Annotated in this window: 15 protein-coding genes; 7 read left to right on the forward strand and 8 right to left on the reverse strand. The window is 68.3% G+C overall.

What is annotated here, in order from left to right; translation table 11 throughout:
• Nucleotides 1-112 precede the first annotated feature (112 nt).
• Nucleotides 113-748, forward strand: a complete 636-nt coding sequence (locus ACYVDK_RS17335) for a TetR/AcrR family transcriptional regulator (RefSeq protein ID WP_460524074.1) — start codon at nucleotides 113-115, stop codon at nucleotides 746-748.
• 282 nt (nucleotides 749-1,030) lie between these two features.
• On the opposite strand, the gene ACYVDK_RS17340 is transcribed toward ACYVDK_RS17335, so the two are convergent.
• Nucleotides 1,031-2,443 carry an aspartate aminotransferase family protein gene (locus tag ACYVDK_RS17340; protein ID WP_460524076.1) on the reverse strand — a complete coding sequence of 471 codons (1,413 nt, stop codon included), beginning with the start codon at nucleotides 2,441-2,443 and terminating at the stop codon, nucleotides 1,031-1,033.
• 132 nt (nucleotides 2,444-2,575) lie between these two features.
• Nucleotides 2,576-3,727 (reverse strand): Rossmann-fold NAD(P)-binding domain-containing protein, encoded by a 1,152-nt coding sequence (locus tag ACYVDK_RS17345; RefSeq protein ID WP_460524078.1) that lies wholly within the window; start codon nucleotides 3,725-3,727, stop codon nucleotides 2,576-2,578.
• Between the two features lie 83 nt (nucleotides 3,728-3,810).
• Between ACYVDK_RS17345 and ACYVDK_RS17350 the strand changes: the two genes are divergently transcribed.
• The gene (locus tag ACYVDK_RS17350) at nucleotides 3,811-4,455 is read left to right on the forward strand and encodes a TetR family transcriptional regulator (protein WP_460524080.1); all 645 of its coding nucleotides are present in this window, start codon (nucleotides 3,811-3,813) and stop codon (nucleotides 4,453-4,455) included.
• A gap of 133 nt (nucleotides 4,456-4,588) precedes the next feature.
• Here ACYVDK_RS17350 and ACYVDK_RS17355 read toward each other — a convergent pair whose 3' ends face one another.
• The gene (locus tag ACYVDK_RS17355; RefSeq protein WP_460524082.1) at nucleotides 4,589-6,394 is read right to left on the reverse strand and encodes a molybdopterin-dependent oxidoreductase; all 1,806 of its coding nucleotides are present in this window, start codon (nucleotides 6,392-6,394) and stop codon (nucleotides 4,589-4,591) included.
• A 527-nt stretch (nucleotides 6,395-6,921) separates the two neighbouring features.
• Here ACYVDK_RS17355 and ACYVDK_RS17360 point away from each other — a divergent pair.
• Entirely contained in the window at nucleotides 6,922-8,295 is a 1,374-nt protein-coding gene (locus tag ACYVDK_RS17360) for an enolase C-terminal domain-like protein (protein ID WP_460524084.1), read from the forward strand.
• A gap of 36 nt (nucleotides 8,296-8,331) precedes the next feature.
• On the opposite strand, the gene sigJ is transcribed toward ACYVDK_RS17360, so the two are convergent.
• The gene (gene sigJ / locus ACYVDK_RS17365) at nucleotides 8,332-9,270 is read right to left on the reverse strand and encodes a sigma-70 family RNA polymerase sigma factor family protein (RefSeq protein WP_460524086.1); all 939 of its coding nucleotides are present in this window, start codon (nucleotides 9,268-9,270) and stop codon (nucleotides 8,332-8,334) included.
• A 243-nt stretch (nucleotides 9,271-9,513) separates the two neighbouring features.
• Between sigJ and ACYVDK_RS17370 the strand changes: the two genes are divergently transcribed.
• The gene (locus tag ACYVDK_RS17370; RefSeq protein ID WP_460524088.1) at nucleotides 9,514-10,749 is read left to right on the forward strand and encodes an NAD(P)/FAD-dependent oxidoreductase; all 1,236 of its coding nucleotides are present in this window, start codon (nucleotides 9,514-9,516) and stop codon (nucleotides 10,747-10,749) included.
• 7 nt (nucleotides 10,750-10,756) lie between these two features.
• On the forward strand, nucleotides 10,757-11,191 hold the full coding sequence (locus ACYVDK_RS17375; protein ID WP_460524090.1) for a hypothetical protein: 435 nt from the start codon (nucleotides 10,757-10,759) through the stop codon (nucleotides 11,189-11,191).
• A gap of 99 nt (nucleotides 11,192-11,290) precedes the next feature.
• Here ACYVDK_RS17375 and ACYVDK_RS17380 read toward each other — a convergent pair whose 3' ends face one another.
• From ACYVDK_RS17380 to ACYVDK_RS17395, 4 genes are all read right to left on the reverse strand, one after another.
• On the reverse strand, nucleotides 11,291-14,005 hold the full coding sequence (locus ACYVDK_RS17380; RefSeq protein ID WP_460524092.1) for a PKD domain-containing protein: 2,715 nt from the start codon (nucleotides 14,003-14,005) through the stop codon (nucleotides 11,291-11,293).
• Between the two features lie 140 nt (nucleotides 14,006-14,145).
• A complete protein-coding gene (locus ACYVDK_RS17385; RefSeq protein ID WP_460524094.1) occupies nucleotides 14,146-15,273 on the reverse strand; it encodes a serine hydrolase in 1,128 nt (375 codons plus the stop codon).
• Nucleotides 15,274-15,309: 36 nt separating this feature from the next.
• Nucleotides 15,310-16,173 (reverse strand): MurR/RpiR family transcriptional regulator, encoded by an 864-nt coding sequence (locus tag ACYVDK_RS17390; protein WP_460524096.1) that lies wholly within the window; start codon nucleotides 16,171-16,173, stop codon nucleotides 15,310-15,312.
• A gap of 183 nt (nucleotides 16,174-16,356) precedes the next feature.
• Nucleotides 16,357-17,217 (reverse strand): isocitrate lyase/PEP mutase family protein, encoded by an 861-nt coding sequence (locus ACYVDK_RS17395; RefSeq protein ID WP_460524098.1) that lies wholly within the window; start codon nucleotides 17,215-17,217, stop codon nucleotides 16,357-16,359.
• A 110-nt stretch (nucleotides 17,218-17,327) separates the two neighbouring features.
• Here ACYVDK_RS17395 and ACYVDK_RS17400 point away from each other — a divergent pair, with 110 nt between their 5' ends.
• Entirely contained in the window at nucleotides 17,328-17,984 is a 657-nt protein-coding gene (locus ACYVDK_RS17400) for a TetR/AcrR family transcriptional regulator (protein WP_460524100.1), read from the forward strand.
• On the forward strand, nucleotides 17,981-19,486 hold the full coding sequence (locus ACYVDK_RS17405) for an MFS transporter (protein ID WP_460524102.1): 1,506 nt from the start codon (nucleotides 17,981-17,983) through the stop codon (nucleotides 19,484-19,486). The genes ACYVDK_RS17400 and ACYVDK_RS17405 overlap by 4 nt, the downstream gene beginning before the upstream one ends.
• The last annotated feature ends 236 nt before the right edge of the window (nucleotides 19,487-19,722 follow it).

The raw sequence follows: 19,722 nt of genomic DNA on the forward strand, positions 1-19,722 counted from the left end.
GGGGAACACTAACACAAAAACCGAGTGATCACTCGTCTTTCAATTATGCCCTTACTCGGCTATCGTCATCACGACGTGGCGCAGCCCACGCAGCCGAAATCAGAGAGCGACCATGACGACACTCGACGCACCCCCGCCGACGCAACGGGCACGAGGCCCACGCGGGTCATACGCGAAGACCGAGGCCAAGCGCAACGCGATTCTGGATGCCGCCCTCGAGGTCTTCGCCGAATCCGGCTACCGCGCGGGATCGATCCGCGAGATCGCCGACCGCGTCGGCATGAGCGAGGCGGGAATGCTGCACCACTTCCCGTCGAAGCGGGCACTGCTGGCCGCCGTGCTCGAACGGCGCGATGCGCAGTCCGTCGGGGAGGAACGCATCATCACGCCCGGCGACGCCAGGCACACCATCGAGAACCTGATCGCGATCGTTGAGTACAACGCCGCGCGTCCGGGCGTCGTCGAGCTCTACGCGACGATCGCGGCCGAGGCGACGAGCACCGATCATCCTGCGCACGCATACTTTCTGCATCGCTACGAGTGGAGCCGCGCCGCGATCACGGCCGCCTTCACCGACCTGCACGCAACAGGTGAGTTGCGAGAGGGAGTACAGCCTGAAATCGCTGCCAACAACGTGCTTGCACTGATGGACGGCCTGCAGATCCAATGGCTGCTCAACCGTCAATCGATCGACATGGTGCAGCAGATTCGCGCCTACCTCGCCGGAATCGTCACATTCGACGTGTGACGACGAGCGAACCGGCCGCGACGACGAACGTCATTCCCCGCCCCGCGTTCACCGCCGGTGCCGCCAAGTGAGTGTCGACGACGCGCCACCTGCCGAAGTCGCGGGCAGTGCACCACGCTGGCGCGTGCGACTGCCGGCCTGACCCTGACGCTCGATGGCGACGCGTCGAACGAAGCCGCCACTCCCCCCGTCGCCGCGCCTCACATCGTGTCGTCGTCGTTTGCGACGCGCGACGACACGCCCGAGGCCACATGCTTCCGCGGCCGCGCTACCTCCACGCGCCTACATCCGCGCTGAGGCCTCCGTCAGCACCCCGCGCAGGATGTCGCGGATCTGCGCGAACTCGCTCGGCCCGATCGTCAGCGGCGGGGACAGCTGGATGACCGGGTCTCCACGGTCATCCGCCCGGCAGTACAGTCCGGCATCGAACAACGCCTTGGAGAGGAAGCCGCGCAGCAGCCGCTCCGACTCCTCGTCGTCGAACGTCTCTTTCGTCGCCTTGTCTTTGACGAGTTCGATGCCGAAGAAGTAGCCGGCGCCGCGCACGTCGCCCACGATCGGAAGGTCGAGCAGAGTCTCCAGTTCGGCGCGGAACAACGGTGAGTTCTCGCGAACGTGCTCGTTGAGCTTCTCCTCCTCGAAGATGTCGAGGTTCTCCAGCGCCACGGCTGCCGAGACCGGATGCCCGCCGAACGTGTACCCGTGCGGGAAGGATGCCTCGCCGTGCTTGAACGGCTCGTACACCTTGTCGCTGACGATGCAGGCGCCGATCGGCGAGTATCCACTGGTCATGGCCTTGGCGCACGTGATCATGTCGGGTACGAAGCCGTACTCGTCGCACGCGAACCACTGACCGATGCGACCGAAGGCACAGATCACCTCGTCGCTGACCAGCAGCACGTCGTACTCGTCGCAGATCTCGCGCACGCGCTGGAAGTATCCGGGGGGCGGCGGGAAGCATCCGCCGGCGTTCTGCACCGGCTCCAGGAACACGGCGGCGACGGTGTCCGGTCCCTCGAACTCGATCATCTCGGCGATGCGGTTCGCCGCCCACTGGCCGAACGCCTCGACGTCGTCGGCGGGACCGCCGTGCTCTGCTGCGCGGTAGAAGTTGGTGTTGGGCACGCGGAACCCGCCGGGCGTCAGCGGCTCGAACATCGCCTTCATCTCCGGTATGCCGGTCAGCGCAAGCGCTCCCTGCGTCGTGCCGTGGTAGGCGATCGAACGCGAGATCACCTTGTGCTTGGTGGGCTTGCCGCGCAGCTTCCAGTAGTACTTCGCGAGCTTGAACGCGGTCTCCACCGCTTCGCCGCCACCCGTGGTGAAGAACACCCGGTTGAGGTCGCCCGGTGCGTAGCCGGCCAGGCGGTCGGCGAGCTCGATGGCCGACGGATGCGCGTACGACCAGATCGGAAAGAACGCGAGCTGCTCCGCCTGCCTGGCCGCGACATCCGCGAGACGCTTGCGGCCATGACCGGCGTTCACCGTGAACAGTCCGGCCAGGCCGTCGATGTATTCCTTGCCGTGGATGTCCCACACCGTGTGGCCCTCGCCGCGCACGATGATCGGCGCTCCCGGGCCGTCTTCCATGACGGACTGCCTGGCGAAGTGCATCCAGAGGTGATCGCGGGCCTTCGCCTGCAGGCTCGCCTCGTCGTATTGCGTTCCGACCGTGAGTGTCTCGGTGCTGGTCATCGTGCTCTGCCTTTCCGCCACGCGCCGCGGGTTACCTGCGTTGTCGGAGGCATGAGAGGCGGCGATGCGTCTCCCCATTCTGTTCACGATGGATGTCCGAGCGCACTCGGAGCGGACGAATCGCCCGATTCGTCACGGTTTTGCGACGCGTTCACGGGTGCGCCGGCGCAGCATCGAGTACCCGGAGATGGCTCGCAGGGCGAGGTTCCTCACCCCGAGCCCGAACGCGGTGCGCGGCACGAGCAGGCCTGCCGTTGCCCGCACGGCCCGCTGCTTCGGCATGACCAGGGCGCGATGTCGTGCCTCGTACTGCGCGAAGGCGATGCGCGGGTCGCCCGGATGCTCGGCCACGGCATCCGCAAGCGTGCGTGCGCCGACGAGCGCGAGCGTCGATCCGTCACCGAAGAGCGACACCGACGACGCAGCGTCGCCGAGAAGCACGACCCGGCCGCTCGACCACGAGTCGAGCGAGAGGCGCGTCACGGCGTCGAAGTACACGTCGGGGGCCGCCAGGAAGCGGTCGAGGAACTCGGGGATGCGCCACCCGACTCCGGCGTACGCGTCGGCGACGACCGAGCGGTCCCATTCACGGCGATCCAGTTCGTTCGCCGCCACGCTACGGAAGATGAAGGCTCCTACCGGCGTGCCGTTGGAGGGATGGAGGGTGAAGGAGCGCCCAGGAACGTTCAACATCTCGACCTCGTGCGGGTTCAGTTGCTCACCGGTCGCCTCGACGGTGGCCACGAACAGACCGAGCCTGCTGGCGAATCTCCGCTCCGGACCGAAGACGAGCGAGCGCACCCTGGAGTGCTGACCATCGGCGCCGATCACGAGGTCGAACTCGTCCGACGCACCCGATTCGAAGGCGACCTCGACACCGGCTTCATGCTCGCGGATGCCTGCGATCGACTCGTTCATGACGATCCGCGCTCGACGCGCCGCGGCCCCGACGAGAATGTCCACCAAAGCCGCCCGCGGCACCTCGACGCCGGCCACGCCACCGGCTGCAGTGGATGCCGGAATTCGCGCTATCGGCCTTCCGTGCCGATTCACCGCCACGAGCGTTCGCACCTGCGTCGCTGCCGCCCTCAGACGGTCGCCACCGCCCATCCGCTCGACGATGTCGAGGGCGTCACCGCGTACGTCGACCGGGTTGCCGCTGGATCGCTGCCCCGCAGACTTCTCCACCACTGTCACGTCTGCTCCGCGTTCGGCGAGGTGCCAGGCGAGTGCGGCTCCGGCGATGCCCGCCCCGGACACCAGTGCTCGAACCATCTTCGCCATCACTACACTCGCCTTCCCTATTCTTGCACTCACTGCGGTTTCGCATCGAGTGCAATTTAGCACTTACTGCTAGAATGGCAACTGTGAGTGCGGAACAGTCTCGATCTGCGGCAGCACCGGCCTTGCTGCCGGCACCGCTGACATTGCGCGAGCGCAAGCGTGCAACGACACGACAGCGCATCATCGATGCCGGCATCGAGTTGTTCGCGAGCAAGGGCTACGACGACACCACTGTCGCGGAGATCGCCGTCGCGGCCGACATCGGCACCCGCACGTTCTTCGGCTATTTCCCCAGTAAGGAAGCTCTGCTCTTCGGTGCGGGCGGCGACCGCACGGGCATCGCCGTCGCCACCATCGCCTCCGCCGCTTCCGACGACGATCCTGCCCGAGTGCTGCTGCGCGCTCTGGATGCCGCCGCCGACGCCACCCGCGACGACTTCCTCGACGAGGCGGCGCTGCTCCGGCTCCGGCTGGTGGAATCGGTGCCCGCGGTGCGGGCACGCGCCGCCGCCGAGCAATTGAACGCCATCCGGCTCATTTCGGAGGCACTCACGGAGAGGTTCCCGAAGCTGGGAGCCGCGAAGGCCGCCGGCATCGCCGGTGCGTTCGTCGGGGCGAGCGCGGCCGTCATCCAAGCGGTGCTGCAGAATCCGGGTTCCGCCTCACCCATGCAACTCGGGCGACGCATCCGCTCCGCCGTCGCGGCCGGTCTCGGAATCGACGACTGACGGGGCTACCGTCTCACCCGACGGGTCGCCGCGTCGCCGCGTCGCCGGGTCGCCGGGTCGCCGGGTCGCCGCGTCGCGGGTCGCCGGGTCGCCGGGTCGCCGGGTCGAGCGTGGCTGAAACGCGCGAGGGTCGTCAGATCGACTGGCTGTAGCCGAAGAACTCGTGGTCGTTGTTGTAGCCGCCCTCGCCGCCACCGACCTCGGAGAAGTGGTGGACGAACTCGATGCCCTTGATCCACTTGACCATCTTGAATCCCAGCTGCACCTCGTTGCGCAGCCGCAGCGGGGCCCCGTGACCGAACGAGAGCGCCTGCCCGTTCATGTCGAAGGCCAGCATGGTGGTGTCGTAGCTCATCTGCTCGATCGGCTGAGCGTCGTAATACGTACCGCCGTCGGATCCCTCGCCGAACGAGTAGAAGATGACCCACTTGGCTTCCGACGTCGGCTTCACCAGGTCGAGGATCGTCTGCATCGACACCCCGCCCCATTTGGCCACCCCCGACCAGCCCTGAATGCAGTAGTGCTGGGTGATCTGCTCGTGATGCTCCATGGCGCGCAACTGGAGCAGGTCGAGCTCGACCGGGTTCTCCACGAGCCCGTTGATGCGCAGCCGGTAGTCGGCGAAGTTGCCGTCGCGCATCGCCATGTACGTCTCGCTCTCCGGCAGGCGGCCGTTGTGCCAGAAGTACGGCGAGATGTCCTTCTCCGTGTAGTACGTCGGGTGCGAGTCGATGTGCTCGAGAAAGCGCTGGAACGGACCGATCAGCGCATAGCTGACGCGCTGGATGACACGCGGGTACTTGTAGGTCACCGGCGTCGCGGCCACCCAGCCGGCGGTCCACACCGCCAGGGCCAGCACGAACATCCAGAACCCGCCCCATCCCTCTCCGTCGTTCTGCGGGATGGCGAACATGTGGTTCAGGTTCTGCAGCGCCCCGGTCGTCATGACGAGGGTGACGTGGATGACGATGAAGACCACGAAGTACACCATCACCAGAAAGTGCAACGACCTGGCGACCTGGATGCTGAAGTACTTGCTGATCCAGTGGAACTTCGTCGACAGGGCCGGTGACATCCCGAGCCCGGTGATCAGTGCGAGCGGCGCCGCGACGAACACCGTGAGGAAGTAGGCGATCAGCTGCAGCGCGTTGTAGTTGGTCCAACCCATCTCCAGCGGCCAGTTCAGCGACGCGTACTGGATCGCCACGGAGATGGCGTTCGGGATGACGTCCCAGTGCACCGGCACCACGCGCATCCACTGCCCGGTGACGAACAGCAGCACGAAGAAGACGATGCCATTGGCCAGCCAGATCATGTCGACGCCGAAGTGCCACCACCTGGCCAGGCCGATCGTGTGCCGGCGGCCGGGAAGCCCGACGCCTCCTGGCAGTGAGATCGAGTCGGCCTTGGCCGTGTACAGCGGGTCGTCGGGCATCTTGTGGTTCATGCGGAACCAGTTGCGGCCCGGCCCGGAGTGGCGCGTCCAGTACAGGCGCGGGTGGTCGGCCAGAATCTGCCATCCCGATCGGATGATGAAGATCATCAGGAACGCGTTCAGAAAGTGCTGCCAGCCCAGCCACGCCGGAAAACCGACCGGGGCGCCGGCCGGTAGTGCGGAGAAGCCGGGGTAGGTGTGCATGAAGTCCTGCACCGCCGGAATCTCGCGCAGTCCCTTCGCGACCGCAACGGCGATGATCAGCAGAACGAACCCGATCGGCAGCAGCCACAGCAGGTTGAACCACTTGCTGTGCCCGACCTTGCCGATGCGCACACGCGGCACGACCCCGAACTGGTCGGGCATGCCGCCCGCCCACTCCTCATCGATGACGTCGTGCTCTTTGCGACTGAGCTCGTGACGGAAGCTGCGGTCGAAGACGGGCAGCTCATCGGTGGCGGGTGCAGGCAGGTCCGCGGGTGTGGGGCCGTCGGGGGTGGGCATCGATCGCGCCTCCAGGTGCGAGTGGCGCGGGGTCAGGTGATCCCGTTAAACCGATGATCTTCCTTTAAACGGTGAGCGGTCAACTGAACGCGCCCGGCTCGAAGCTCATTCACTGTGCGGTTCGGCAGGTCTGAGAATGGGGGCAGGTGGTGGCCCGGCGCCATCAAACTCGTCATGGACCAGCTGGAGCAGCTCGCGCCGCGGTACGCGAGTGAGCGGAAGGCGGCGTGGCACTCCCCCGCCCCCCGCCAGGCCCGAACGGCATGCCACGCACATGTTCTGCCACGGGTAGCGACTGCCTGCGCACGATCGGCCGGCAAACGCACGATGCGCCGGTTGAATCCGCCGTTCTCGTCCGGCGCATCGTGCGATCGCCGGCGCATCGTGCGAACTCCGGCGCATCGTGCGTTCTCCGGCGCATGGTGCGATCGCCGGCGCATCGCGCGACATCCGGCGTGGCGTGCGTTCCCCGGCGCATCGTGCGACATCGGCCGCATCGTGCGATTCTCCGCCGTATCGTTTCACGAGTGACATCCATCGTCGACCTCCGGCTGCACCGCACCACCGTCCCGCTGGTCCGTCCTTTCGTGACGGCCGTGCGCACCGCCACCGAGATCGAGGCGCTGCTGGTCGAGGTCATCGACAGCGACGGACGCAGCGGGTGGGGCGAGGCCCCGACGAGTTGGCGCGTGACGGGTGAGAGTCCGGCGAGCGTGACGGCAGCGATCGAAGGTCCGCTGCGCGATGCCGTGCTCGGGATGCTCGCCGACAGTGCGGCTGCCGCCGCCGACGCGAGCCTCGCCCTTGATAGGGCGGTCGTGCGCAACTCTGCAGCCCGGATGGCCGTGGACTGCGCGATCTACGACTTGGCTGCGCAGGCTGCGGGGCTTCCGCTGCACATGCTGCTGACGGCATCCGCGTCGGCCGTACCCGGCCGCACCGCGTCGACCGCACCCGGCCCCACCACCTCGGCCGCTCCCGGCCACACCACCTCGACGGCTCCCGGCCACACCGCGTCGACCGCACCCGGCCCCACCACCTCGGCCGCTCCCGGCCACACCACCTCGACGGCTCCCGGCCACACCACGTCGGCTACGCCGGGTCGCACCGTGCCGAGCGCACCCGGCCCCACCACGCCGACCGCACCGGGCCACACCGCACCGAGCGCACCGGGCCGCGCCGCCTCCAGCGTGCGCACGGACATGACGCTCTCGGCGGCATCGAACGCCGACGGCATCCGCTCGATGGCCGAGACGGCGCTGCGGCATCGCGACGCGGGCTTCGGAACACTCAAGCTCAAGGTCGGCGCCGGCGCAGACGACGTGGCGGCGATGCGTGCGGTACGGGATGCCGTGGGCCCCGACGTCACGCTGCGCGCCGACGCGAACCAGGGCTGGTCTCCCGAGCGAGCGGTCAGCGTGATCCAGGCGTGGGAGGATGCGGGACTCGCGGTCGAGCTCGTCGAACAGCCCGTACACCGGGACGATCTTGAGGGTCTCGCGTTCGTGACCGCGCACGTCGACACACCGGTTCTTGCAGACGAGAGCGTGTGGACCACGCGCGACGCCCGTGAGGTGATCGCACGGAGGGCCGCCGACATGGTGAACATCAAGCTGGCCAAGACCGGCGGCATCCGGGAGGCGCTGGCCGTGCTCGACCTCGCGGAGCGTGCCGGGATGTCGGCGATCGTCGGCTGCATGATGGAGAGCCACGTCGGCATCGCGGCCGCGAGCGCCGTGGCTGCGACGATCGACGCCCGGTCGGGGTCCGCGACGGCGCACGACCTCGACGCCGGCCTGTGGCTGAGTGAAGCGCCTGTGCTCGGCGGCATCGAGTACGACGGCGAGATCGTGATGATGTCCCTTCGCGCAGGGCTGGGCATCCGCGGGCTGCGCGACTGACGCACTGACCCTCCGACGCCGCGCTCGGCGCTCCTCTCAGGGAGCGATGGTCCAGGAGCGGAGCTTCTCCGGGTTGCGGATCGTCCAGATGTGTTTGATCAGCGCACCCTCGAACTCGAAGGCGTACACCGAGACGGTCACGCCGTCACGCAGGGCGATCAGCCCTGGCTGCCCGTTGACCGTGTGCTCCAGTATCGTCAGATCACCGAACACGCTCTTCAGCCGTACGAAGGCATCCGCTATCTTGTCCACGCCCACGATCGGGCGCAGCACGGTGTTCACTCGGCCGCCGCCGTCGCTCGTCGCCGTCACATCGGGCGCGAGCAGGCCGACAAGCGAGTCGATGTCGCCGGCCTCCCACGCCAGCTTGAATCTCCGGATGACGATCGCCTGCTCGGCCGATGGTGCAGCATTCGTGCGCGATTCACGGATGCGACGCCGCGCCGACCAGGCCAGCTGGCGACACGCACCGGGGCTGCGTCCCACGATCTCACCGACCTCGGCGAACGAGTAGCAGAACACGTCGTGCAGAATGAACGCCACCCTTTCGGCGGGCGTCATCGACTCGAGCACAACGAGGAAGGCCATGTTGATCGACTCGTCGAGGGTGATCCTGTCGGCGGGATCCGCGCCGATGCCGTCCGTGTGCGAATCGGACCAGAACGCGGGGTCCGGCAGGGGCTCTGGGATCCACTCCCCCACGTAGGTCTCGCGTCGCACACGTGCCGACGTGAGCACGTTCAAGCAGAGCCGACTCGCGACCGTGGTGAGCCAGGCATCCGGAGTCTCGATCATCTGCTGCTCGGCGTACGACATCGTGTACCAGCGCACGTAGGTCTCCTGCACGACGTCTTCTGCGTCGGAGCGCGAACCGAGCATCCTGTACGCGAGGTTGATCAAGCGCCGCCGCGAGTGCTCGATGACCTCGACCGTCGCGTCAGCGCGGCCGGCATCGGGCCCTGACTCGTTGCTCATGATCTCGGCCCCTTCTCGAACGCATTCTGCCGGAGACTCCTCGGGCCGGCCCCTCGAAAACCTGACAACCCAGTTGGCGCGAACGTCAGGCGCGGCCGTCATTTCGGGTCGGATGGCGCGACTCGGCTACTCCGCCTGACGTTCCGGCGCCGCGCGCTGTCGCTCTAGTGAGACACCATCAGCACTCCTCTGAATGAGGCATCGGTCGGATGCCCGTGTCCCGCTTTCGAGAAAGGGAACACCATGAGCACGCCGGCATCCCGCACCAGGGTCGTCGTCATCGGGGCCGGCTACGCGGGCGCCGTCGCCGCCAACCACCTCCGCCTTCGCGACGACGTCGACATCATCGTCGTCAACCCGCGCGCCGACTTCGTCGAGCGCGTTCGGCTGCACCAGCTCGCCTCGGGCACTGCGGATGCGACGCTGCCGCTATCCACGCTCCTGGCCCACGGCATCCGCCTGATCGTCGACTCGGTGACGCGGATCGACACCGACGCCCGCGCCCTTCGGCTCGCCTCGGGACGCGACCTCGCTTACGACTACGCGATCTACGCCGTGGGGAGTCTGACGACGATTCCGTCATCCGTTCCCGGCGCGCGAGAGTTCGCCATGCCGATCGGCGACTTCGACTCCGCCCGAGCACTGCGCGCGAGGATCGACCGACTGCCACAAGCTGCCCCGATCACCGTCGTCGGCGCGGGCCTCACCGGCATCGAGACAGCCGCCGAACTCGCCGATGGTGGCCACACGGTCACGCTGGCCTGCGGCGGGATACTCGCGCCCGCGCTCGCCAACGGACCTCGCCGCTACATCGCCAAGTGGCTGCGCCGCCACGGTGTCACTGTGCGTCAAGAGCAGCACGTGACCGCCGTAAGCACCGACACTGTGTCGTACTCGGACGGCACGGTGCGCGCGGCCGCCGTGACCGTCTGGGCGGCCGGGTTCACCGCCCCTCACTTGGCGACTAACAGTGGTCTGAGCACCGATGCTCTCGGCCGAATTCTCACGGACGAGACACTGACAAGCGTCGGCGACCAGCGCATCATCGCGACCGGCGACGCGGCGTCCCCCTCGGGCATGCCGTACCGCATGAGCTGCCAGGCCGCGGGGCCGCTCGGGCAGCAGGCCGCCGATACGGTGCTGAGCCGCATCGCAGGCGAGACTCCGAAGTCGATCGACCTCGCGCTCACCGGGTCGTGCATCAGCCTTGGCCGCTGTGCGGCGGTGCGGCAGTTCGACCACAAGGACGACAGCCCGATGCATCTCTATACGACCGGTCCGCTCACCGCCGCTTACAAGGAGTTCACCGGCCGGCTCGGGGTGTGGAAGATCCGCCGCGAAGCGCGCAAGCCGGGCTCCGTGCCGTGGCCGAAGGGCGCCCCACGGCCGACGGAATCGCCGACTGCCGCACTGGTGACGGGTGCCGCGACATCTCTTGCGGCATCCGTGCCCATGGAACATCCGTGGCCATGGAAATAGAAGAGGAGTGAGCACAGTGACCCGTGAACTCGTGCCAGGCACAAGACCGGCCGGCTGGGTGCTGCGGGCGATCGTCGGTCTGCATCTGGTGGCGATCATCGGGCAGCCGGTGTTCGCCGGGATGCTGCTGGCGGGTGACCACGAAGCGCTGTCGCTGCACAGGATCGGCGCCGACGTCGTGACCGGCATCGGCTATGCGCAGGTGATCGTCGCCGTCGTGGTGTGGCGACGGTTGCGCGTGCTGTGGCCGCTGGCCACCTCTGTGGCGATCGCGGTCTCGGAGACTCTGCAGTACTACGTCGGGATGCACGGCCCGATCTGGGTGCACATTCCGCTTGGGGTGTTCATCGTGGCGGCAGTGGTGGTGCAGGTTGTGGCAGCCTGGATGCTGCCGATCACCAGGCGGAATGCACCGCCGCCGCCGTTGCCGCCGGTTGAGTAGCGCCGAAGGCGCGTATCGAAACCAAGTGCCTCGAGAGGATTGGTTTCGATACGCCGGGCTTCGTCGGCTACTCAACCGGCGGGTATGGCTAAGGCAGCGTCAGCTCGCCGAGCCGGCGCAGGCGTACACCGCTCTGGCGGGCGTCGGCACCGAGGTCTGTCCCGGCGGCAGCACGCCGTGCGCGGCGAAGTACGTCAGGTCGGCTACGCGCTGCGGACCGCTGGCCGAGGTCGCAGCGGAACCGTTCAGGAACAGGTCGGCCCCTGGCAGCGTGGTGCGGGCTGCCGTGACGTAGTCGTACGGTGTGCTTCCGGCGATCTCGGCCGACGGGTTCTCCCAGCCGCACACGTTGAACTCGAGCGCACTGGTCGCTGCCGTTCCCGACGTGATCACCAGGTAGTTCCCCGAGAGCACGGCTGCCCATGCGACCGCGAACGACGACGTGACCTGCGATGCGGCGAGCCCGGCGGCGACGGCTGCGGCCTCTGCCGCCGCCGTGTCGCCCGGCGTCGCACCGTACACGAGAACGCGGTCGGCGAACGTCGCAGGCGCGCTCGGCAGCGCCTGAGTGGTCCACGGACCGCTCGGCGGGGCCGTGTCGCCCGTGGTGTCCGCAACCGGACCTTGCGACGTGGTCAGGTACACCTGGATCGGCTGGTGTGCGATCGGATGCGCGCTGATCCCGTCGAGAGACGTCGCGGTTCCCGGCAGAGCTGCGGTGTGCCATCCGTCGCCGTCGTCGTAGGTGACGGCCGGCTTGCCCCCAGCTGTCAGGTACGCCACGGCGGTGCCCAGCGGCTGCTTGGCGCTCGACGGCGTCAGCGTTCCCGGCGGTTGCACGAACGCGCCGAGCCCACCGGTCACGGCGGACGGCAGCATGTAATTCGCCGCCGCCACAGCGCTGCCCTTGGCCGGGCTCCCGGTCAGCGCGGACGCCGACCACCAGCCCCAGGCGCGCTCGGTGAGCTTCACGAACGAGCCGTGCGCACCGAGCGCGGATGCCCCGTTGACGACCACGGTCGCCTCACCCGAAGGCGCGGTGTACGCGGTCATGGTGGCGCCATGCTTGGCACGGGCGGGCAGCGGGAGGGTCAGCCAATGGCTGCCGAACGCGGACGTCGCGGTGAGCAGACCGGCCGGGCCCTCCGCGATGATCCGCGGCCCGCTCGTGGTCTGGGCCAGCGCCAGAGGCGACGCGGAGACCGGGAACGAGGTCAGCTGCTGCGTCGACCAGGCGCCCGAGTCGAGGGTTGTCTCGTTCAGGTGCCTGCTGGCATCCACCCAGAACACCGCAGGACCGGATGCCGTCACCGCTGCCACGACGTCGCTTCCGTCTGCGGGGCTTCCGGGCAGTGTCGTGCTGGTCCACGCCCCCGAGATGAGGGATGTCTCGGCCAGCGAACCGTCGGCTGCGCGGTAGAACGCGTGCGGAGTCATCGCGGAATCGGCGGCGGCGTCCTGGTAGGAGAGAGCTGCGATCGATCCGGAAGACGACGGTGTGCCTGAAGTCGGCACCTGCAGCCAGCTCGCGCCGCTCCAGATGTCGGCCGCGAGACCCGAGGCGGAGCGGACGAACCGGTAGTACGACACCGGATACGAGGAGTACCAGACCTGGCTCGACGCCACCGGGGCCACGCTGGCGGAGGCAGCCAGCACCGTCACGTTCTTGGTGACCGTGCTGATGGTTCCGAAGCTCGACGTGGCTGTCACCGAGACGGTGTACGTGCCCGGGGTGGAGAAGACGTGCGTCACGTCGGCGCCCGTCGCGTTCTCGGTGCGGCCGTCGCCGAACATCCAGTAGTACCCGGTGACCGAGCCACCCTGCTGCGTGGCGTGCGCGTGGAACGTGGCATCCGTTCCGGTCACCGCGACCTTCGGGGCGTCGATGCGCGCGTTCGGCACCGGGTGCTGCGCCGCGGTCGGCGGGGAGACGAGCACCCACTGCTCGCCTGCGCCCCAGGTGTTCGGGGCGAAGGTCGACAGGGTGAGGTTCGTGTCGTGTTCGACCTTGACGTTGACCGAGCTGGCGAAGTCTCCATTGACCATGTCGACCGTGCCGTCGGCGTTCACGGCGACGACGAGGCCCACGTGGTCGGCATAGCGGGATGCGCTGATCGCTCCCGCGCCGAAGAACACCACGGCGTCGCCCACCTGGGGTGTGCCGGTGTCGGCCTTCGGGCTCTGCCCGTCGTCGAGCGCCCACTGATAGAAGCTGGATGCCGCGGCGTTGATCGTGTTCATGTCCTGCGTCACACCGGCCTGCTGCCACACCCACTTGGCGAAGTCGGAGCACCAGTTCTCGTTGGAGTTGCGCACGTTGAACGTCGTGTCGTAGCCGCAGTCGTCGGAGTTCGCCGAGAAGCCCCCGACCATCGTGGTGTACGGATTGCAGTTGAGGCCGCCGAAGCCGGTCACGACCGGGTTGTCACCCCTGCCGACCTGGCTGAGCGCGACGCTGGCGATCTTGGCGCGCAGGGCGCTGTTGTCGGCGGATGCCTGCGGCGCGGCTGTCGCACTCTGCGGCGTCGTGCTCTGCGGCTTGGTGTTCTGCGGCGCCGTGCTCTGTGGTGTCGTGCTCTGCGGTGTCGTGCTCTGCGGTGTCGTGCTCGGAGCCGGCTCGCTCTTCGGTGTCGTCGTCGGCGTCGCTGTCGGCTGGTCCGTGGCCGGAGCCGCGGGCGCCGCCGATGGTGCCGGAGCCGCGGTGCCCGTCGCCGCTGTGTCCGTCGCGGCTGTGCCCGTCGCCGCTGTGTCGGCGAACGCCGGCTGCGCAAGGGCGAACGTGGCGATCAGTGCGGCGGGAAGCGCCAGCGCCACCCATCTCCCTCGCCGGCCGACCCGCCGTGGCGGTGGTGCGCCATCCGATCCCGATTCGACGCTTCTCCGTGGTGCGTGTGCCACTTTTCGGTCCCTCCTTTGGGCGAATCCGGCCTCCCGATGGGCCGGAAATCCTTCGACTAGAGCAGCGCGTCCGCGACCGCTCTGATGACTTCGCGTCCCTGCTCCGGCTCGAAACCGCTGGTGCAGATCGCGATGAAACGCCGGGATCCCGCCGGTCCGACGAACGCGACGTCGTGCTCGATGCCGGGCACATTTCCCGATTTGGAACCCCACGGCGTTCCGCTCGGAACCACGGATCCGATGCGCGCATGCTCCTGCGCCTCCAGCACGCCGCGCATCCAGTCCGCATTCGTACGGGTGGTCAGGCCACTGCCGACGATGCAGCGCATGACGGCCGCGAGGTCGGCCGGAGTCGACTCGTTGGTGAGACCGGAGCGAATGGCGCACGGATCGCCGATCCTGCGCTCCATGCGCGTGTCGGTCGCGCGGCAGAGCCGGAACGCCTCGGCGATCGACGCAGGACCGAGCCAGTCGAACAACACGTTCGTCGCCTCATTGGACGACCGGGTGATCATCATCGCGACCAGGTCGCGGATGGTTGCCCGTTCGCCGTCGGCAGGGAACTCCGCGTCGCGGTCCTCCGGATCGAGGCGGAAGGTGCTCTCCGCCACCGCGGGTTGAGCAGCCGCGGGTTGACGCACCGCGGGTTGAGCTTGTCGAAACCCACCAACCGCTGGTTGAGCCTGTCGAAACCCGGTCGCGGTACTGGTTTCGACAGGCTCAACCAGCGGGACAGGCTCAACCAGCGGTACGGGCTCAACCAGCGGGACAGGCCCAGCCAGCGGTACGGGCTCAACCAGCGGGACAGGCCCAGCCAGCGGTACGGGCTCAACCAGCGGGACAGGCTCAACCAGCGGGACAGGCTCAACCAGCGGTACGGGCCCAACCAGCGGGACCAGCCCATCCGGCGAAGCAGGCTGAACCAGCGGTACTGGCGCAACGTGCGGTGAGCAGTCGAACTCGCTGCGGCACTCGAGCGTGTCATCCAGGCTCAGCTCGCCGCGCTCCGACGCGATGACCGCGGCGAGCATCACCCCGAGCTTCACGGTGGATGCCGCATAGAAGACGGTGTGCGGGTTGCGGGATGCGAGCATCCGGCCCTGCTCGTCGAGCAGTGCGTACGCGACGACTGCGCCGCCCTCGAGCACGGTGCCGTCGCTCGCCCGCGTCGCGTAGGGACTCACGACATCCTCCGGCTGCATACCTCTGGCACCGCTCGCCTACCGCTCTCCGCGCAGGCGCGTAAGGCTCTCGCGGCTGGTCTTGAGCGCCTGAACGCTTGCCTCGTAGGTGGTGCGGGCGACGCCGACGAAGATGTAGTCCACGATGGTCAGCTGCGCGATGCGGCTGGCCATGGCGCCAGAGCGGAACGTGGTCTCGCGTACCGACGTTCGCAGCACGAGGTCGGCGTCGCGCGTGACCGGCGAGCCCGGCACGTTGGTGATCGCCACCGTCGTCGCGCCGCCGGCGTGCGCGACGCGGAGCAGTTCGCCCACCTCGCGCGTCTGGCCGCCGTGCGAGAGGCCGATCACGACGTCGCGCGGCCCGAGCAGCGATGCGGAGCTGACCGCGTCGTGCGCATCCGTGAAGCCGAGGGCCACCCGTCCGATGCGCAGCAGCTTCTCCTTGAGGTCGCGGGCACCCATGTTGCTGGCGGCGACGCCGAACGCGACGGTGCGCTGCGCCGCGGCGACCGCGTCGATCACCTTCTGCAGTGTGTCGAGATCGAGGCCGGCTGCGGTCTCGCGGATGCCGAACAGCTCCGACCCGCTGATCTTCGCCACCGTCTCGGCGAGGGTGTCGGTGGGTGCGATGTCGGATCCGTAGCTGCTTTCCGCCCCGAGCTGTGCGGTCTCGGCGGCGAGCTCGGCCGCCATCTGAAGCTTGAGTGCGGCGTATCCGGCGAATCCGAGCGTCCTGGCGAACCGCACGAGCGTGGTCTCCGACGTCTCGCAGAGCCGGGCGAGCTCCGTGATGGTGAGCTCGAGTACGGCCTGCGGCCGAGCGACGATCACCTCGGCGATGCGCTTCATCGACGGCGGGTAGCCATCCGTCAAGGCTTGAATACTCGACTGGATGCTCACGGGCGCGCACTCCTGAGAGCAGGCTTTCGCGGGCACGCGCAGCGTATGTCAATGGTTTTCATGTTCGGGCTCACCGATGGCGATGATATCCATCCGCGGCTCGCGAGTCGACCCCTGTCGGGCAGGCGGTTCAGCGGATTCCCGTCCGCACCCGCTTTCCGTCTCCCCTGATGGCCGCTCCGCTCACGTCGATCGGGCGGTGCGCCGCGCGTATTCCTCGAGCCGGCGCTGCGCCTCCGCGTACGATGTGGCAGCGGGTGCGAGCCCGCCATCGCGAATGGTCTCGGCGACGGCCACGGCGGCATCGATCGCGGCACGGATCGGAAGCGACCCGGTACTGACACGACGGATGCCCAGGTCGCCCAGCTGCGTGAGCGTCAGGTGAGGCGTGGCGAGAACGTTGACCGGTGCGGGGATGCCCGCGGCAAGAGTTTCCAGCAGCACCGGTTCTGCTGCTCCCGGCACGAAGACGCCGTCCGCCCCGGCATCGAGGTAGCTTTTCGCGCGATCGATCGTGGTCTGCGGTGTGTCATCGATGTGCAACCAGTACGTGTCGACGCGGGCGTTGACGAAGACGGCGGGCGCGGCGCGTTTGATCGCCGTGATCTTGCCGACCACCACTGCCGGATCGACGAGACGGCTGTGCTGCGAGTCCTCGATGTTGACGCCCGCGACGCCGAGTTGCTCGACGAAGTCGGCGACCTCGGCGGGATCGTCGCTGTAGCCGTCCTCGATGTCTGAGGAGATGTATGCCGGAAGCGCACGCAGTCGGTGCACCAGCTCTTGCGTCGCGTCCCGACCCGACCCATCGCCATCCGGAGTCCCCCGCGCGGCATTCACGCCGAAGCTCGTCGTACCGACTGCGGCGAAACCCGCCGCGACGAAGCCGAGCGCCGACGCGACGTCCCACGCATTCGGCAAGAGCAACGGTTGCGGGCCGGCATGCAGGTCGGCGAAGCTCGGGGGCTGCGCGTGGGTGTCGGCGATCATGGGGCGATTCTCGCGCTCTCCGGTGGCGGATGCCAGCGCTCGTGCGAACGACATCACGGGCACGCCGTCATGGCCGGCGGGCCGTCATCGCGGGCAGGCCTTCATCGCGACCCGACTACGACTCGCCGTTTAGTTACTAGTTACTATTCAGTAACATAATTCCCATGGCAGAACGGATGCGCGGGGCCGACCGGCGCGCACAGGTACTGGAGATCGCGGCGCGGGAGTTCGCGCAGCACGGCCTGCACGGGGCATCCACCGAGGCGATCGCCCGCGAGGCGGGCATCACCCAGGCGTATGTGTTCCGCATGTTCGGCACGAAGAAGGCGCTGTTCCTGGAGCTGGTGACAGCGGCGTTCGACGGGCTGAGCGAAGGGTTGCTCGCGGCCAGTGCTCGCACGGCCGTCTGGGGCCCGGACTCGAACACCGCCGACACATCCACGGGCGGTGCGGAGGCCGGCGCGCCCGTGGATACCGCGCACGCCACCGGCCTCGAGGCGCTGAGCCGCATGGGCGCGCAGTACTACGACCAGCTCGAGAACCGCACGTCGCTGCTGCTGCAGTTGCAGGGCTTCGCCGCCTGCGGGGATCCCGAGGTGCGGGCGGCGGTCCGCGCACGGCTCGGGCGCATGTGGCAGGTCGTCGCCGACACGACAGGGCTGGATGCCGTGACCGTCAAGTCGTTCCTGGCGTTCGGGATGTTGCTGAACGCCGGCGCCGCGATGGACGTCGACGAGGTGCACGAACCCTGGGCCGACGGCATCCGAACGCGCATACAGCCGGGCCTCTTCGAGCACATCACCGCCGAGACGAATCGGTGAGCGCGGTCCTCCGTCCGACAGCGAGACACCTCGGCGCGGCGCTGGTCGGCATCGCGTTCCTCGGTGCCGTCATCGGCGGTGTCGGTGCGCCACTGATCACGTCAGTGGCGCTGCAGCTCGACGTGCCGCTGGATGCCGCGCAATGGACGCTCACGGTGACCCTGTTCGCCGGGGCGATCACGGCGCCCGTTCTGGGCCGACTCGGCGCCGGATCCCATCGGCGTGCGGGCATCCTCGTCACCAGCTGCCTGGTCGCCCTCGGTGGACTGCTCACTGCACTCCCACTCTCGTCGGGAGCACTGGCCCTCTCCCCGAAGGCGCTTGGCGTGCTGCCGTTCGCGATACTGCTGGTCGGGCGCGCGCTCCAGGGCCTCGGCCTCGGCCTCATCGCCCTGCTGATGAGTGTCGCCCGCGACCGCCTGCCCGCAGAGCGCGCGCACTCCACGATCGCGACCATTTCCGTTGCAGGCACGGTCGGCATCGGCGTCGCCTATCCGCTGATGGGCCTCATCGACCAGCTGGTGGGGTTGCGCTTCGCCTATGGCGCCGGCTTTCTGATCTCACTCGTGGCAGCTCTCATCGCGTGGCACACGATCCCGAGGGATGCGCCGAGCGAAAGCGATGCGCCCCGCCCGAGGGATGCGCCGCTCCGGCGCGATGCTGCCCGCCCGATCGGCGTCCCGCGCCGGGGCAGCAGAATCGACTATCCCGGCGCGATACTCCTCGGCATCGGAACCCTGGGGGTGCTGCTGGCGGTCGCGCAGCCTTCCGTGTGGGGCGTGCCGTGGGTCGGGGCATGCATCCTGGCTGCGGCGGCCATCGCTCTCGCCGGCTGGGTCGCCGTCGAACGTCGCACGGCGGCGCCGCTGGTCGACCTCGGCCTCTTCAGCCGCGGCGGGCTGCTGCGCGCGAACGCCGCGATGCTCACCGCGGGCGTCGGCATGTATCTGCTGTTCGCACTTCTCACCCGCTACGTTCAGACACCGAGCGGCGCGGGATACGGGTTCGGCCTCTCGGGTGTGCTGGCGGGAGCGGCGCTCATCCCGTTCTCCGTGCTCGGGTTCCTCGCCGGCCGACTCACGCCGTGGTTCACCGCGCACGTGTCGGCGCGCTGGACGTTCGTGATCTACGCGACCTTCGTCATCGTCGCCGCCGTCGTGTTCGCGATCACGCCCGGATCGCTCGTCGCAACGCTCGCGGCCATGGGCGTGCTCGGCTTCGGAGTCGGCGGGGTCTCGGCCATCATGCCGAGACTCGTGCTGCAGGGCGTGCCGCAGAGGGAGACGTCGAGCGTTCTCTCGATCAACCAGATCGTGCGCAGTGTCGGCTTCAGCATCGGCAGCGCCGTCGCCGGCCTGCTGCTCGCCACCGCGACCCCGGCAGGGGCACTGCTGCCGAAAGAGCAGGGATACTCGGTCGCGGCCCTCTTCGTACTGCCGTTGCTCGTGCTCAGCACCGCACTGATCGCGGTGGCGCCACACCACCACGATGTCGACGAGTGAGCACAGAGCGGACGGGCGAGCACGGTAGGGACGAGCCACCACGCAGTGGGCGTACGTTCCGTGCGGGCTCGTCCGCACCGTGCGGGCTCATCCGCTCCGTGCGGGTGATGACGCCGCCGCGTCCGCGACGCCCGCGCGCGACGGACGAATCGCCCGGTTCGGCGCCGATTCACGACTGAATCCACCCCGCCTCCGACGCCGGCCGCCTGCGAGGATGAAGGCGGGCTGCAGGCATC

The sequence above is a fragment of the Humibacter antri genome, from assembly GCF_054777235.1.